General features: G+C 59.3%; 11 protein-coding genes. 8 read left to right on the top strand and 3 right to left on the bottom strand.

The features are described from left to right. The first annotated feature begins 28 nt into the window (after positions 1-28). From OPIT5_09475 to OPIT5_09455, 5 genes are all read left to right on the top strand, one after another. Positions 29-769 carry a hypothetical protein gene (locus tag OPIT5_09475; GenBank protein ID AHF90394.1) on the top strand — a complete coding sequence of 247 codons (741 nt, stop codon included), beginning with the start codon at positions 29-31 and terminating at the stop codon, positions 767-769. Further along, on the top strand, positions 766-2022 hold the full coding sequence (locus tag OPIT5_09470; GenBank protein AHF90393.1) for a hypothetical protein: 1257 nt from the start codon (positions 766-768) through the stop codon (positions 2020-2022). Before OPIT5_09475 ends, OPIT5_09470 begins: the two co-directional genes overlap by 4 nt. Before the next feature lie 11 nt (positions 2023-2033). Further along, positions 2034-2834: a hypothetical protein gene (locus OPIT5_09465; protein ID AHF90392.1), complete on the top strand. Its 801-nt coding sequence runs from the start codon at positions 2034-2036 to the stop codon at positions 2832-2834. A gap of 58 nt (positions 2835-2892) precedes the next feature. Then, complete coding sequence (locus OPIT5_09460) at positions 2893-9303, top strand: type IV secretion protein Rhs (protein ID AHF90391.1); 6411 nt, start codon at positions 2893-2895, stop codon at positions 9301-9303. Positions 9304-9455: 152 nt separating this feature from the next. Then, a complete protein-coding gene (locus OPIT5_09455) occupies positions 9456-9890 on the top strand; it encodes a hypothetical protein (protein ID AHF94257.1) in 435 nt (144 codons plus the stop codon). Positions 9891-11038: 1148 nt separating this feature from the next. Here OPIT5_09455 and OPIT5_09450 read toward each other — a convergent pair. Beyond that, on the bottom strand, positions 11039-11428 hold the full coding sequence (locus OPIT5_09450; GenBank protein AHF94256.1) for a hypothetical protein: 390 nt from the start codon (positions 11426-11428) through the stop codon (positions 11039-11041). A 321-nt stretch (positions 11429-11749) separates the two neighbouring features. On the opposite strand from OPIT5_09450, the gene OPIT5_09445 reads away from it, so the two are divergent. The 3 genes from OPIT5_09445 to OPIT5_09435 all read left to right on the top strand — a co-directional run bounded on the left by OPIT5_09445 (position 11750) and on the right by OPIT5_09435 (position 13140). Beyond that, positions 11750-12118 carry a hypothetical protein gene (locus OPIT5_09445; GenBank protein ID AHF90390.1) on the top strand — a complete coding sequence of 123 codons (369 nt, stop codon included), beginning with the start codon at positions 11750-11752 and terminating at the stop codon, positions 12116-12118. A 207-nt stretch (positions 12119-12325) separates the two neighbouring features. Next, positions 12326-12421, top strand: a complete 96-nt coding sequence (locus tag OPIT5_09440; GenBank protein AHF94255.1) for a hypothetical protein — start codon at positions 12326-12328, stop codon at positions 12419-12421. 371 nt (positions 12422-12792) lie between these two features. After that, entirely contained in the window at positions 12793-13140 is a 348-nt protein-coding gene (locus OPIT5_09435) for a hypothetical protein (protein AHF90389.1), read from the top strand. Positions 13141-13343: 203 nt separating this feature from the next. Here the strand turns inward: OPIT5_09435 and OPIT5_09430 are convergent, their stop codons facing one another. Together OPIT5_09430 and OPIT5_09425 are read right to left on the bottom strand one after the other, a co-directional pair. Continuing rightward, positions 13344-15566 carry a hypothetical protein gene (locus OPIT5_09430; protein ID AHF94254.1) on the bottom strand — a complete coding sequence of 741 codons (2223 nt, stop codon included), beginning with the start codon at positions 15564-15566 and terminating at the stop codon, positions 13344-13346. Positions 15567-15828: 262 nt separating this feature from the next. Continuing rightward, positions 15829-16605, bottom strand: a complete 777-nt coding sequence (locus OPIT5_09425; protein ID AHF90388.1) for a UDP-N-acetylglucosamine acyltransferase — start codon at positions 16603-16605, stop codon at positions 15829-15831. Positions 16606-16833 lie beyond the last annotated feature (228 nt).

Below are 16833 nucleotides of genomic sequence, written 5' to 3'. Positions count from 1 at the left end.
CTCTCTGCCAGCCCTCGAATCAGTATCCATGCGCATCCCTCCTGCTCTCGTCGCGCTGTTTGGCGCTCCTGTTCTGCTGTCGTTGTCCCTGTCGGCCCAGGTCACGGTCTTTCCTGATGCGGTCGGTATCAAGGTAAGTGCTCCGGCGTATCCGCTCGATGTAAACGGCCGCGTCAGCGTGGGCGGTCCCGATCTGATCCTGGGCAAACGTGACGGCCGCAACCAGGGCCAGAAGCTGGGGAATCGGGCGCTGGTGCATTGTGACCGAGGCAGTATCGCCACCGACTGTTTGTTTCTGAATTACGACGGCGATTTTGAAGGGGGAGTTGTGGTTGGCGGTCCGCAGATGATCGTGACGGGTAACGTAGGGATCGGTGTCCCGGGTGCCCCAACGCACAAACTCACCGTCAACGGCCCGATCCGCGCCAAGGAGATCATCGTCGATACCGGCTGGGCCGACTACGTGTTTGCCGACGGTTACCGGCTGACGCCGCTCTCCGAAGTCGAGGAGCACATCAAAAACCAACGGCATCTCCCGGGCGTGCCTGCCGCTTCCGCTGTCGCTGCCGAAGGTGTCAGCCTGGGCGAGATGCAAACCATCCTCCTCGCCAAAATCGAGGAACTCACCCTCCACCTCATCGAGCAGGACAAAAAACTCGCCGACCAGAACCGGATACTTTCTGGGCAGGCCCGGCAACTGGAAGCCTGGACCGCGCGGATTGCCCGGCTGGAAACCGAAAACGCCCTCCTGAAACAAACCTCAAAATGAGCCGGGTCCCTCTCTCTTTTCCGGTTGTGGCATGGCTGCGCATCGGCGCCGCTTTTCTGGCCGGTCTCTCCTTCGCTTTCCGGGCGTCTGCCGCCGCCGATGCCAACGTCGGCGCCAAGACCTATAACTCCGGCAGCAAGACCTTCGAGGCGACCCACAACCTCACGGTCACCGGCGCAGTCATCGTCAACAACACCGCCACACTCGTTCTGGACGCCGGCAACGCCATCGCGTTCGGCCCCTCCGGCAGCCTGACGGCCAACAGCGGGGCGACCGTCCTGTTTCAGGCCGACAACGCCATCACCACGTCCGAAAGACCGGTGGTGATCAACGGCGGCGCGACCGTTGCCTTCGAGTCCCTGGGCACGATCACTCTCGGGCCGGGATTCCACGCGACGGCGGCGTCCGGTTCCGGATTTCACGCGAGCATTCCCGTCAACAATGCCCGGTATGTCGGGCAGGAGGTGCCCGCTCTTCTCAACCCCGGAGAGAACCGGCAGGTCTCGCTTACCTTCATGAACAGCGGCGGCACCTGGTGGCGGACCGGGGACCAATACCGGTTGGGCAGCGTCGGCGACAACGCGGTCTGGGGCCTGACCCGGGTCGCCCTGAACGGCGACGTTTCCCCCGGCCAGACCAGGACATTCAGCTTCAACATCAAGGCTCCCGCCGCCTATGGCACCTACCGGTTCCAGTGGAAAATGGTGCAGGACGGCGTGCAATGGTTCGGCGGCGCCTCGCCCGAGGTGCTGGTCGAGGTCGCCCATTGGGGATTCGACGCCACCGCCTCCCACCTCCTGGAGCCCTCGCAAAGTCACCTTCAGGGCGAAGCCGGCGCCTTCAACAGCGAACCGTTTGTCATCACCATTCGCGATGCGGCGACCCATGCCCTCGTGCCGGGGGCCTCCGTTCTGGTCATGGTTGCTTCCGGTTCCGGCAAACTTGCCGCCGGCAATACGGCAGGCGCCACGCTTGCCGACAGCCTCACCTTGCAGGCGGGTGCGGAGGGTGTCGCCCGTTTTTACTACAAACACCCGGCGGGTGCGGCGGCCACCGCCGTGATCTACGTCATCACTTCGGGGGGCAGCGTCGTGGTCACCACCTCCTCCCGCAGCAGCACCGGAGCGGATGCCGATACCAACGGCAATGGCCTCTCCGATGCCATGGAAAACGCCCTCGGCATCGCGGCGGGCCGCCCGGTCCAGGTCGTGGGCCAGTCCGGCACCGTCAATCTCAGCATCTTCACCCCGTAATCCCGATCACCATGCGATCCGCCTGCCTCGCCATCGCCTTTCTCTCCGCCAGCCTGGCCTCCGGTGCCACCGCTGACGGACCACCTGCGCGGGACGACATCCCGCCGACAGAAGCGCCGGTCCCCCTCCGGTCCGAACCGGCGGTGGACAGCGCCACCCCCGTCGCGCCAGATGCGGACGCCACCTTGGCGGCGAAAAAGGCCCGTCTTGCCGGCACGCTGGCCGAAGGACGGCGTCTGATGCAGGCCGGGGACGAAGCCGCCGCCGAAAGCCGGTTGCAGGAGCTGAACGATTCGCCTCGCGGCACCTGGGACTGGCACATGGAAAGCGTGGCCAGTCTCCTTCGCGTGGCCCATGCTAGCCGGGATGCCGGCGACATGCCCGCCGCCCGGCGTGCCGCGCGGCGGCTGCTCGTCCACCTCTCCCGGGCGGAAGCGCTGTCGGAGGACGACCCCGAAAAACTCGCCAACATCGAGGAACTGCGCGGCCTTGTGCAGGAGCGGTTGGTCGGTACGACCGGCGAGGCGGCGGAGAGCTACCGGCGGGCCGTTCGCCAGGCCGACCGGGCCCGGGCCGCCCGGCGTGCGGCCTTGCCTGACAGCGACAGCCGGCGCGCCGAAGTTCGTAACGATTCAGCCGATACGGCATCCGGCGATGCCGTCGCGGAGGAGACGCTGGCCGATGACAGGGAAGCCGCGGATGCCATCGGGCAAACCGCCGCCCTGCGCCTTCACCTGATAGAAGGCGCCTCTTCCGAAAACACCTCCGACTCCGGGGCGATGGAGGATGCCGTCGCTGTCCCTGTTCCCTGATCCTCTCCGTGTCTTTCCTGCCCTCGTTTACCTTTTCCCTCAACGACCTGACATCGCGATGCGCTCGCTCTTCCGTCCCTTTATCCAGGATTTCCGGTACGCCTTTCGGCTCGTCGGCCGAAAGACAATGATTGCTGTGTTTGCCGCCATGGGGCTCGCTTGCGCCGTCGCATCCGGCGGCCGTGCGCAGGTCATTGATGAACCCGTTGCAGTCGCTGTGAAAGTCGTCATCTCCGCGACCACTACGGGGTATATTCCCCCTCGCACGAGCGCATACCTTTACAATCAGGGATCCATTGAAGCCACAATTGGTGATACCGCTCCTGTTACCGTCACGGGAAAGGGAAAGATAAAAACGCCAGTTGAAACCCGTTTTCTAGAACCGGGCCGTTATTATGATCTCGTGATCAATTCTGTGGAGACGGGAGACAAAACCGTCGTGCTTACCCCCGCCCCCGGCTACTCGGTTCATGTGGATGGCGAGACCAAGACCAAATTCAAGATGAGCGGCAAGGTCTCGACAAAATCCTTCCGCATCCTGCCGGCTGCGCCTGCGCAGCCCGCCCCGGCCGGTCAGGCCACGTCGCTGGCATCCGGGCGCATTCATTGGCAAGTTTCGCTCGGCTCCCTTCGCAATGGCGAATCTGCCGGCTCCCTGCTGCTTGTCGGCTCGGGCACCTCGCCTTGGGATCCTTACTGCCTGCCGGAGACGCTCGCCCTCCAGGAGGAATCGGAGGAGATAAAAGTCCATCGTAACAACAAAACAGACGATGCGAACCGGAGCGCTCGTCAGATCATGACGAACGAAGCATTTGTCGATATCGTCGCCGATTCCGCTACGTCGTATTCCATCAAATTCTACAACCCCCTCCAGGCGACCGGAAGCGGCTTCCCTTCAAAACCCATGACCGTCACCGGGGAGCCCTTCGTTTCCTACAAAGTCGAGAAAACCGGTGACTTCGCGCTGCGCATCACCCGCGAGATCCGCTCCCCGTCTTCTCCCGCCGACAACGCTCCCGTCCTGCGCACCGACATTACCACGCTGGAGCGGCAGGGCAGCGGTCTTGGCCTTACCTGGATCGCGACAGGCTGGACCCTGGCCGGCGCCGCACCCGTCTCTTGCGATATCCGTCGCTGGGCCTCCGTAAATCCGGCCGACCCCACCGCCGGCCATACCGAAATCGTCGAAATATCCGATTCGGCCACTCCCTCCGGTGTCGTTGCCACGCGGGCGGAACGCCTCCACACCGGCTACACGTGGGGCCACACTCCCACTCGCGAACAGCTTGGCGATGTCAATCCCGCCGTCTCCTTCACCGATTACCACAACAATGCCGGCGACCGCGGCAGTTACGGGTTCATCTCCGCCACGCGCGACAACGGCGGTTCCTGGCAGGCTTACGACTATTTCCCGGCCGATGAGGACGAAGACAAGAAACTCGGTGCCATCAGCCGCACTTACACGCCCTTCGTGAATGCCCCCGGATCGGTGACGCGCAACACCGGCCAGGTTACCACCTACGAGTATGCCGAAGACCTCTTTGGCATGCTGACCCGCCTGAAGAAGGCGGAGACCCGGATCAACGGAATCCTCGCCGGCACCACCAGCATCGCGTACAAACATACGGATAACACGGTGATCGCCACGCGGAGCGACATCGGGGGGGCCGACGGCGCGGTCACCACCACCGTCACCCGCTATTACAAGGAGAACCACTCCAATCCTCTCCTCCGCCGGCAGATGTATTCGCTCACGCAGCCGTCGGGAGCCAGGCAGAGTTACGTCTACCAGCGGGGGACATGGGATGCCTCGACCCTCGTCTTTACGAAAAAAGACAGCGGCGCCGCCTCGCGCATCGCCGTGATCGCGGGCGCCTCTGCCTCTGTCGCGGGAGCGAAAGCGGTGGAATCCTGGCAGGGGACCAGCATGGAAAAAGTCTGGCTGATCCCCTTCAAAAGTACGACTGAGACAACCATCCGCGACGAGTTCGCCCGCGTCGCCCGCACCGAGTCGCACGTCTGGGACGGCTCCGCCTGGCAGCTCACCGGCTGGACCCGTTACACCTACAACTACGTCCACCAGCTCACCCGCCGCGAATCCCACAACGGCGAGATTTACGAGGCCGGCTGGTCCGCCGGCCTGCTGGCCTGGGAGCGCGACGCCGCCGGCATCGAGACCCGCTACGATTACGATGCCGGCGCCCGCTGTATCCGGAAAACCACGCTCAATCCCGGCGGCCAGAATCTTGTGGCTACCTTCACGTACGACGCCGCCGGCAATGTGCTGCGCGAGGAGATATCCTCGCCCGGCACGACGGAAAAACTCGTTTCCACCTTCGTTTACGACAAGGCCGGCCGCCTCGTCAAAGACACCGCGCCGGGGCGCGGCGAGCGCACCTTCAGCTACAACCCCGCCGCCCGCGCCACCACCACGACCCACCCCGACGGCGGGCAGAAAACGGAAACCCTCTGCCTCGACGGCCGCCCCGCTTCCGTCACCGGCTCCGCCGTGATCCCCGAGTACCACGCGTACGCGGTCGAGGCGGATGGACGCATCCGCACCCAGGTCAACATGGCCACCGCCACCTCCCCTCGCTGGGCCCGCGCCTGGACCGACTGGCTCGGCCGTGCCGTCCGCGCCGAGCGCCCCGGCGCGCCCGGCCAGCCCTCCCTGATCGAGGAGCAGACTTACGACACCCGCGGCCTGCTTGTCCGGACCACCCGCACCGGCCTCGCTCCCACCCTTTACGAGTACGGCCCGACCGGAGAACCCCTCCGCAGCGGTCTCGACATCAACAACAACGGCGTGCTCGACCTTGCCGGCCCCGATCGTATCTCGGAGACGGATACATCCTTTGTCTCATCCTTCAGCAATACCTTTTGGGAAATAACAACGCGCGAATACGTTTATCCCCGCTCGGGAAGCGACGCCAGGGAACTCGCTCGCATATCCGGACGATATCTGTCGGGAGGCACATTTCTCTCCTCCACCACGGAATACCAGGCCCCCTATAATTTCTTTTACCAGACTGCCGTTCCTGATCGGGCCAACCGCAAAGTCATCATTACCCATAGCCAAACCGGCACCAGCGCCACACAGGTCGAGACCGTCACCGGCAACCAGGCCACGCTCAAGACTCTCGACGGACGCGAGTTGAAAACCGAGAGTGATGCCCTCCGGCGTCCCGTCCGCTCCACCGACCCGCGAACGGGCGTCACCACCACCACCTATATCGCCAACACCACGCTCGTCTCCACCATCAAGGATCCCTCCGGCAACGTCACCTCAATGGGTTATGACTCCATGGGCCGCAAGGCATGGCAGTGCGACGCCCTCGGCAAATACACCCGCTACGCCTGGAACCAGCGAGGTCAGCTGATCCGGCAATGGGGCGACGCCATCATGCCCGTGGAACTGGCCTACAACGCGTACGGCGAGCGCATCTCCCTGTCCACCTGGCGCAATGGCTCCAACTGGAGCTCCGCTACATGGAACGCCACCGGTGCCACCGCCGACCAGACCACGTGGACCTATGATCCCGCCACCGGCCTGCTCCTCAAAAAGACCGACGCCGCCAACCGCTCCGTCGAATACACCTACAACAATCGCGGCCAGATTCGCGAACGCCGCTGGGCGCGCACCCTCGCCAGCGGAGCCCGCCTTGCCACCACCTATGAGTACGACTCGCAGACCGGGGATCTCCTTGCCACCCGGTACAACGACGGCACCCCCGCCGTCACTCGCACGCTCAACCGCCTTGGCCTGCCCGACACGATTTCCGACATAACCGGCACCCGTACCTTTGGCTGGAGCACCGGCTGTCCCTGGCAACTCCACACCGAGACTCTGCCGGATTATTACCAGAACCGCGTTTTCACTCGCCGTTATGGCATCGGCATCGCCGCAGGCCTCCCCGCCGGCTTTCAACTGGGTACGATGCCCTATCGGGAGGAATTCCTCGCACAGTCCGTCAAATCCGATTCGGTCGGCCGCGTCACATCGATCGAGCATACCATTCGCGCCGCCCGCCAAACCTTCGCTTACACCTACCTCGCCAACTCGACGTTGGTCCAGAACATCGCAGCCACCGGCACCGGCTTTGCCCGGACGCACACCTGGGATGCGAAGCGCAACCTCCTCACCGGCGTGACCGGCAAGTGGAGCGCGGCCAACCGCAGTGCCTTTGCCTACGAACACGACGCCCTCGGCCGCCGCACGGCCGTCGTCCAGTCCGGCGACGCGTTTGCCGCCTACGGCAATTCCGTGCGCCAGCAGTTCGAGTACAGCGACCGCGGCGAACTGACTGCGGCGCACGGCTACCTCGGCGCCACCGCGACCCAGGCTGCCGCCTTGCCGGGGCGCGGTTTCCGCTACAGTTACGATGCCGCCGGCAACCGCCGCGCAGCCGGGCGCAACGGCAGCGCGGGCCTGATGGAGAATTTCACCGTGAACGCCCTCAACCAGATCACCGCCCGCGAAAACCACACCGTGTCGGTGAGCGGGACGGCGGATGCCGATGCCGTGGCGGTGGACGGCGAAACCGCCGACAGGGCGGGCCGGTACTGGCAGCAGGAAGTGCTGCTCGACAACGACGAGGCTCCGGCGGCCCGGCAGGTGACCGCCGCCGCCGTCCGGCGCGGGGCCGGGACGGGCGGGGCCGACCTTGTGCAGGTGGACCGCCGCTTCGCCTTCATCGGACCGGCGACGGAAACCCTGACCTACGATGCCGACGGCAACCTCACCGGCGACGGACGCTGGAATTATTATTGGGACGGCGAAAACCGACTCGTGGCGATGGAGACCAAACCGTGGGCGGTGGTCCCGGGGGGGCCGCCGGCGCAGCGGCTGGAATTCATGTACGACTACATGGGCCGCCGCGTGGGCAAGCGGGTGATCGAAAAGCCCGCCGACGGCAGGCCGTGGCTGCTGACGAGCGACCTGAAGTTTGTGTACGACGGCTGGAACCTCGTCGCGGAAACGAAGGCCGACGGCACCTTCGTGCGCAGCTACGCCTGGGGGCTGGACCTTGCCGGTTCGCTCACCGCGACCGGCGGGGTGGGGGCGCTCCTGCAGATGAGCGACCACACCTCCGGCATCGCCCAAAATTATTTTGCGACCTACGACGGCAACGGTAACATCGCCGCGCTGGTCCGGGCCTCGGACGGCTTCCTTGCCGGCGTGTACGAATACAGCCCCTTCGGCGAACTCCTGCGGATGCAGGGTGAGGCCGCCGGGCAAAACCCGTTCCGCTTCAGCACCAAATACACCGATGACGAGACCGGTTTGATCTATTACGGCCAGCGTTACTACGACCTGCACAACGGTCGGTTCATCAACCGCGACCCCATCGAGGAACGCGGCGGGTATAATTTGTACGGTTTCTGTGAAAACGATGCCGTGAATCAATGGGATATCCTCGGACATGGATTATGGGGGAAACTTAAGAAGCCCTTTAAGAAGGTATTCAAAGGTATGAAAAAGCTTGTTTCGGTTTTCATACCGGCTGCTCCCATGGTTTGGAAGATGGCACAACGCTATCCACAGGTGGCGACTGTTGTCGCAGGGATTGCAACGGCGTGGATAGGAGGATGGGGGGCTACACTTGCAGGTGCTGCTTATGGAACAACCGCAAATGCGGTTATAGCCGGCGCAGCCGGAGGGTTTGGAGGAGGCTTTGTTGGAACATACGCCAGCGGTGGCAGTTTTTCTCAAGCACTAAAAGCAGGTGGCATCGGCGCCGGTATGGGGGCAGCAACAGGGTATATCGGTGCACAAGTACAAAAAGGCATTAATGCTTGGAAAAATGCTGAGCATGAGTTTTACAGAATTGATGCTGATCCTAATAAACCAGGGTTGCATTTACCTGAAGTCAAAATTCCGCGTAGTGCCATCACAGGGGATGTGAAGATTTTTGAAAATGGTATACTGAATGATCTTAATGCGGCTATTAAAAACGGATGGGAGCATTACAATTATGATAGCTTCATATTGGCACATAATCCAACAGATGGCTTTATCGCTGATATTGTGGAAACTGCTCTAGGAAAACTGACAGGAACTTCCAGTCTCGGGCGTGATTTGGCAGGCGTCCTTGAGCAGATAAATCCAGCGGGATCTTCTCTTTACTTGCATAGTCAGGGTGCACAAATAGGTATGAACGCATTGAGTCATCTTGCATCCAAGGGAGTGTCTATGGCAGGACTAAATGTTTATGGATATGGTGGAGCCACCAATCTGCTAACCTCGCGGGCAATCGTTAAGTCTGTTGGTGCAAATTGGGCAGGATGGACGATCAATGCCTTCGATGCAGTACCCAATATTGTTGGATTGAATGCAGTTTTTGCACCTCACCGATTTATAACATCATTGGCTGCGGCTCCCTTCTTGTTCTCTCCAACAGGTCACGAAGTAATGAGTCCGCACACATGGAGTACTGGTATATGGGATCCATTTAACCATACTTATTGATGAAGATGAAAAAAATACTGAAAACAGTTATGTTAATGTTTATTGTTGCTTGTAGTATGGGTGCCAAGGATTATGTCTATACGATTGGAAATGCGACCGTGTCTTATGTTATTCCGTCTGAGCTTGATGCTGCATTGACGTATTCAAGAGGAATGTTTACGTCTTTTGATAAAAGAATAGTCTATAAAACGAGCTTTATGAAGCGTGGCTTTTTTACGGAAAAACCAATCGGTGGTTTTGCGATAGGCATATTGGCAATGCCGGATGAGTTGCGTAATAACCATTCCTTGGAGAGTCTGTTAAAATATTATGAGCCGCGAATAAGTAATGACTTGGAGGTGGCCCGGGGATCTGTGTACGCGACACAAAATGGTGAGTGGGTAAAGATGGAGGTATATTTGAAAGCAGATACTGCCAAAATTGTACAGCTATTGTTTTATCGGGTGATTGATGGTGATAGCGTACTTTCTCTTTCATTACATGTAAGCGGGAAAGGCGAACAGTGGCCGCCCAAGTTATTTAAAAAACTGGATGCGGCAGTACACAAGGTCGTAAACAGTATTAGTATCAAGCAGAGACAGGAATAAGTCGTAAGGACTTGCACCTTTATTTTAACATTTTTTGAAACCCGACGGTTGGGGAATCAACCGGCAAGGATGTGTAAGAAACAGACAACCAGAAAGCAGGTTACGTTGCCGAGCGGGGAGGAGATAAGCCGTAAGATAAGCCGTAAGGGGTCAAACCTTTACTTTTGACATTTTTTAACCCGGCGATTGGGGAAACAATCGCAACAGGATGAGCAGAATTCAGATAACGAGAAAGCAGGTTACGTCACCAGTCGGGGACGTGACGGGGCGAAGCTCGGTCAGATTCCATAAATCTGCCCTGCTTTCATCAATGTCCCCCCCCCACACACACAAGGAAGGGTGGAACCCGTTGCAATGAAAGAAAATGGATAAAAATATCAAAAATAAAGGTTTGACCCCTTCCGGTTTGACTGACCCCTTCCGGTTTGACGCGCATGGGGATCTTGGACCGGGGAATTCTCAACATCTGCTGTTAATTATGGCTGGAATTATTCAATTGGAGTTGGATCTTATGACCGCAGTATTCCCCGGTGGGGATTTTGGCGTGGGGGACGTTAAAATGAAAAAACAAACCTTGTTGATCACTTTACTGATTTTCTGTATTGCTACTTTGGCAGGTTGCCAAGGCACAATGACCAACTCCATAGAGCCGATCAGAGAAATGCGCTGGACTTATAGATTATCTGGTGAGCAGCAGCGTTTATTTTCAACTTTTGGTTTTTGGGTTCTGGATAAATCGCTTAGAGATAAGTTGCTTGCTGCATATAATTCTGACGGTATTTTAGATCGACCTAAACTTCGGGAAATTGCATCGGAATCTCAAATTTCGGAACAGACAGATTGCGTACGATTGGTTACAGCCAATGCCAGTTTTCCTGAAATATGGCTTGCTGATGGGTGGTTCATTGCATTGGAACCGAAGCTGGATCACGTTATAATTGAGATGTCTGAAATCCTTGCCCGCAGAGGAAGTTATCGACAATCGCACGATATACCCATTATCCCGCTAGGACTAAATAATCTATAGGGAGGTTCTGAAAATTAACCGCGAAAAGCAAGCCATAAGGGACAGGCCGTAAGGGGTCGGACAGGCCGTAAGGTGTCGCACCTTTATTTTTGACATTTTTTGAAACCCGACGGTTGGGGAATCAACCGGAAAGGATGAGAAGGAAACAGACAACCAGAACGCAGATTACGTTGCCGAGCGGGGACATGACAGGGCGAAGCTCACTCGACATTTCAGGACCAATTCCCTCTCCGAAAATCAACAAACAACGACCCGGCTCCCGATCGCTTTTTTCAGATAAATTTACGCTATGAAACCATCCCGAATTCTGCTGATTCCGATATTGTGCCTCTCGGTCGTTGTGGCTGACGCAACTATTATTAACAAGGTCATCATTGGTCAGGATGATCCATCCATCAATTTCCCTTACGAATATGAAACGGTAGGCGTCTTGCCCGGTGCCAATCTCCGGCTTCAGTCCCCGAACGGAATCTTGATTCATAGCGGTCCGGATCTTCTTCCTGTCGTACATATCCGGGGAAACGGCTTTGTCGGGATTGGCGGGCAATCTCCCACAACGCCTTTTGATGTCGTTACCAATCCTGACAGTCGGATACAGTTTTCGGCAACGAAAGGAACATTGGTTGCCGGTAATAACAATGGTGGCTCAATCTATTTCGGTGCGGATGTGACCACAGGCAACAATATGCCGACTGCTGCAATTGAATCATCTTGGGGCGGCGCTCATACGCCACAAATAGCTATGGGGGTTATTCGTGAACAAAATCGACGATCCGCTGTGCTCTTCGATTTCTCCGGAAATTCTATTTTCTATTCATATAACACCGAGCGTATGCGCCTGAATCGCGATGGTAAATTGGGTATCGGAACCACGTCTCCTACACATGCGCTTACCGTCAACGGCCCGATCCGGGCCAAGGAAGTGATCGTCGATACCGGCTGGGCGGACGATGTGTTTGCATCGGATTATCGCTTGGCCTCGTTGAAGGAAGTCGAGGCGCATATCGAGCAGGAAGGGCGTTTGCCGGGAATGCCTTCGGCCAAGGAGGTAGCCGAAAACGGCCTCTCTGTCGGCGAGGCCCAGTCGCTGCTACTCCGCAAGATCGAGGAACTGACACTGCATGTCATCCGGCTCGAAAAGAAAAACGAACAACTCGAACAGCGTCTGGCTGAAATCACAGAACCCAAACAACTCAAATGAACAAAGCATCTTCCCTCATCACAGTATCATGTGCGCTGGCGATTGTCGTGCACGCGCAAACAAACACCTTTCCCGACATAGGGAGTGTCGGCATCGGCACGACAACCCCGACGACATCGCTGGATGTGAATGGTAGTACAACTCTTCGTGGAAGCATTTACACGGGAGGTAATATTGAGCTGAATTCGTTTGGAGCCGGAAATCGTTATGCATATATTGATTTTCACGGAGATGATACCTATTCGGATTATGGACTGCGGATTATTCGAGACAATACCGGCTCTAATGCTGCATCCGAAATGACCCACAGAGGTGCTGGTGTTCTCAGATTCCGGACGGAAGATAGCGCAGACATCAGATTCTCTCTGTCAGGCACGGATCGTGTTTCCATTAGAAATAATGGGAATGTAGGAATTGGCACAACGACTCCCGCCGCAATGCTGCACATCTATAATAGCTTGGGTGTTCCGGGGGCTAGTCAGACCAATTTGCTCAAGCTTGGAGTGTCTACAGCCAATCAGGACGGGGTAGACGTCTTTGCTCGTCGCTTGGCGACCGGGGGCGATTGGCATACCGCCGCGATGTTTATTCAGCGGAAGGTGGATTCCAGCTCAATGGGATTTCTGAAATTTGGAGAATGGAATGTCGCTCTGGGTGTAGGAATTGGTGAACATCTGCTCGTTAACAATAATGGGAATATCAGCATCGGTACCACTGTCGCCACCCACAAACTCACGGTCAATGGTCCGATCCGGGCCAAGGAGGTCATCGTCGATACCGGTTGGGCGGATGACGTGTTTGCGGAGGACTATGCGCTAATGCCGCTGACTGAGGTGAAACACCATATCGAAGCCAACAAGCGGCTGCCGGGCGTGCCATCGGCCGGGCAGGTAGCCAGCGAGGGCGTCAGCGTCGGAGAAATGCAGTCGCTGCTGCTCCGCAAGGTCGAGGAACTGACGCTGCACGTCATCCGCCAGCAGGAGGAAATCGACGGGCTGCGCCGCAAGCTGGAAACACGATAGGGAGGATCTGAAAATTCATTTTTAACCACTAATGGTCACTAGTCCGCCCCCGTTTTGTTAGTGGCCGGAACAGGAGGGGAAGCGCTAAAGGACGCTAACGGGCGCTGAAATCAAACAATCGGAAGAGTCTGGTTTAGCGTCCGTTAGCGTCCTTTAGCGGTTTATTCATGGTTTGGGATTAGCACTGGCCCGGTTGGCAGAAGTCAACGGCGGCGGAGCAGGGCAGTGCCGAGGAGCACGAAGCTGGCGGCGATCAGTGCGCAGGTGGCGGGTTCCGGCACGGGCGTCGCACTCAGGATGATGTCGTTGCCGACATGGTGGATGTAGAAATCGAACCCGTTGAGTTCGTACAGCGTGCCGGCGGCGAAGGACCCGCCCGCCACGGTCAGCGCATCCGCTCCGGTGATGATGTCGAAGGTTTCGGTGCCCAGCACCGTGTAGCCATCGAGCGTGATTTCCAGCAGGGCTCCGGAACCGATATCGAGAAGCCCGCCGGCCATCGTCAGCGATCCGGTGCCCTCCGCGTTGAACACGAGTTCGAAAACGGCGCCGTCGTTGATCGTCAGTCCGCCCGAGCCGATGCCCTGCGCGCCTGTGACCGTGAAGCGGTTGCCGTTATCGAGGAGCAGGCCGGAGGCGCCGTTGGAAAGCGCCAGCGCGTTCCAGTGGCCCTGGCTGCCGGCGGCGCCGCCCATCGCAAACGTGCCGGAGCCCAGCTCGAAGATGCCGGTGAAGGCCGAACCGGTGTTTTCGGAGAAGGCAATGCGGCCGGTGGTATCGGCGAGTTCGATACGCAGGGTGCCGTTGCCGGAGAGCGCATGGTCAAACGTGTAGTCGCCGGCCTCGCCGGGGCGGATGGTCAGTTTGCCCGTCGAGGGCGCGCGCACGGGGCCGGTGGCGTTGTTGATGGCCACCGCGCCGACTCCGGCGAGTTGCGAGAGGTTGCCGTTGAGGGTCCAGTGGGCATTCGCACCCTCGCGGCCCTGCACCGTGAGGGAAAAACGGTTTTCCGCCGACGAACTGCTGAAGGCGGCGGTTTCGGTCGCCGTGCCCTGAAGCGTCAGCGTGTTTCCGGTGCCGGTGCTGTGGATCCTTCCGGTGATGTCACTCCCGGTGTCGAGCGTGATGGCGATGTTTTTTCCGGATACGCCGATCGCGATGCCGTCGTCGCCGCCGGTCGAGAGGATCGTGCCGCTATTGTACAGGGTGCCGCCGTCCATGGTGTTGCCGTCGGCTCCTCCCAGCCAGACTCCGTAAGCGCCTTCGATGTGGCCGGTGTTGGTCAGGGTGACCGTGCCATTCCCGCGGTAGGCGTAGACGGCGACGGCGGCGTGATTGGCGCCGCTGGCGACGATGCGGCCGTCGTTCTCAAATGTGTTGTCAACGCCCTGGATCTGAATGCCTGTCTCGCCAAGAACCCCGGCATTGCGGCCGATCCTGACGCTGTTTTTCCAGGAGGAGGCAAGCACGCCGAAGCTGCCGCTGCCATAGGCGTTCACCGTCGTGGCTGAGCCATCCAGCCCGACGTTGACGGAGGCCTCGGTGCCCGCGCTCTTGTTGGAACTCCAGGCGACCAGTCCGCGAGTGCCGGTGGTGCCGGCGGCAGTCAGGGTGCCGTTGGTGTAGTTGATGCTGGCCGTGCCGTATTCGGCGCGGTTTTCGATGCCCGTCTGGTAGGGAGACGTCGGGGCGGTGACAGGATCGTTGCCGGTCACCGTGATGTCACCGGAAGCGGTGATGGTGGACACGGCGGTGCCGCGGGTGTGGGTGAAAATGCCGAAGGCGCCCATGGGGCCACCTCCACCGACGCCTTTTCCGGTGACGAGGATGTCGCCATTGTGGATGACGTCGACGGCACCGGAGGAGTAGGACGAGACGGAGATGCCGGCCATCACGTCGAACCAGCCGCCGGCGTTTCCGTCGACCTGCAGATTGCCGGTATTGCGGATGACGGTATCGGCACTGCCGCCCTGGCTGGCGCGGATGCCGTGGGCCATGGTGCCGCTCGTGTGGATATCGGCACGGTTGTCGATTTCGATCTCGCCCGAGCCGGAGGCGAGAATGCCATCCGCCCTCCATCCGGTGGTGCGAAGGTCTCCGGTATTAAGAATGTCGATGCGGCCGGAACCGGAGGTGGCGGCACGGATGCCGGTGGCTTCACTGCCGGTCGTCGAGACCGTCGACGCGCTCGTGATCCCGACATCACCGCCGTCGGTGGATTCGCCGAGGATGCCGTAGTCCTTGTCTTCGGTCGTCGGGATGAGAGCGGGCAAATCCTGCGTATCGATGACGATATGACCGACGCCGGATTCGTGGAAGCCTGCCGCTGCGACGGAGTCGGGAAGAGGCAGGGCGAGCGCGAGTGCAAGTGTGCAAGGGAGGGCGAGATTTTTCCGGTCGGGTTGTAGTGTGCAGGATAGCCTCATGATGGTCGGTGGTCGGTTGCCAGCCATCATACCGGAGTCGGGAGGAACACGGATAGTCAGGGGAAACCCTGATTCTTCAGGGCACCGCGGTCCGGCGCGCGCCGGAAGGGGTTCTTCATGGCATGTCAGGCTCTTGCCTGCACGGGCGGCCGCCCGCCATGATTTCGATGCCGACCTTGCCGCGACGACGCGGAGCCGCGGATCCGGGATTCGCTCCGTTTCCTCGCCGCTTTCGTGAGCCGGTCGCGGAGCCTGGCGCCGGTCAGGAACCGGGGACGAGGCCGCGTTCGCTTTTGGCGGCGAAGGCGAGGATCGTCCGGATTTCCGGGCTGTCCGCTTCGGGATGGGCGCGGAGTTTCTCGAAGGCCTGCGAGCGGTTGAGGCCGTCGCGGAAGAGGATGCGGTAGATCTGCTTGATCCGGTCGAGCTGTTCCGGCGTGAAGCCGCGGCGTTCGAGGCCCACCTTGTTGATCGAACGGATGGCGGCCGGGATGCCGTCGGCGATGCACCAGGGCGTGATGTCCTGCACGATCTTGGTAAAGGCGCTGATCATGGAGTGCTCGCCGATGCGGCAAAACTGGTGCACGCCGCAATGGGCGCCGCACACCACGTAGTCTTCCACGATGACGTGGCCGGCGAGGCCGGTGCCGTTGCTGGCGATGACGTGGTTGCCGACGATGCAGTCGTGCGCGACATGGCAGTAGGCGAGGAAGAGGTTGTCATCGCCCATGACCGTCATGTCGCCGTCGGCGGTGGCGGCGTGGACGGTGACGTATTCGCGAAACACATTGCGCGCGCCGATGCGCACGCCGGGGTTGCCGCCCTTGTATTTGAGGTCCTGCGTCTTCGCGCCGAGGTTGGCGTAGGGGAAGACGTCACAGCGCTCGCCGAGCCACGTGTTGCCCTCGACCGAGGCGTGGTGGTGGAGCCGGCAGCCGTCGCCCAGGCGCACGCCGGCGCCGACATAGGCAAAGGGCCCGATCTCGACACCGGCGCCGAGTTCGGCGGCCGGATCAACGTAGGCGGATGGATGAATCATTGGTTTGGAATTCAAAGTTTGGAGTTCAGGGTTCAGAGTTTATGGGGACTTCTAAAAATTGAACAGAAGGCAACGAAGAGAACGAAGAATAACCAAGGATGCTTACTGTTCATTCCTGTTTAACTTTCTTGAAATAAATAACTTCCTGTTCAGGGTCTTCTTTGTTTTTACCTTCGTTACCTTTGTTTCCTTCTGTTCAAAAATGAATTTTCAGAACTTCCCTTATGG

The organism is Opitutaceae bacterium TAV5, assembly GCA_000242935.3.
Classification (GTDB): Bacteria; Verrucomicrobiota; Verrucomicrobiia; order Opitutales; family Opitutaceae; genus Geminisphaera.
The sequence above is the reverse complement of the archived record's forward strand: the minus strand, read 5'-3'. Positions and strand labels throughout refer to the sequence as shown.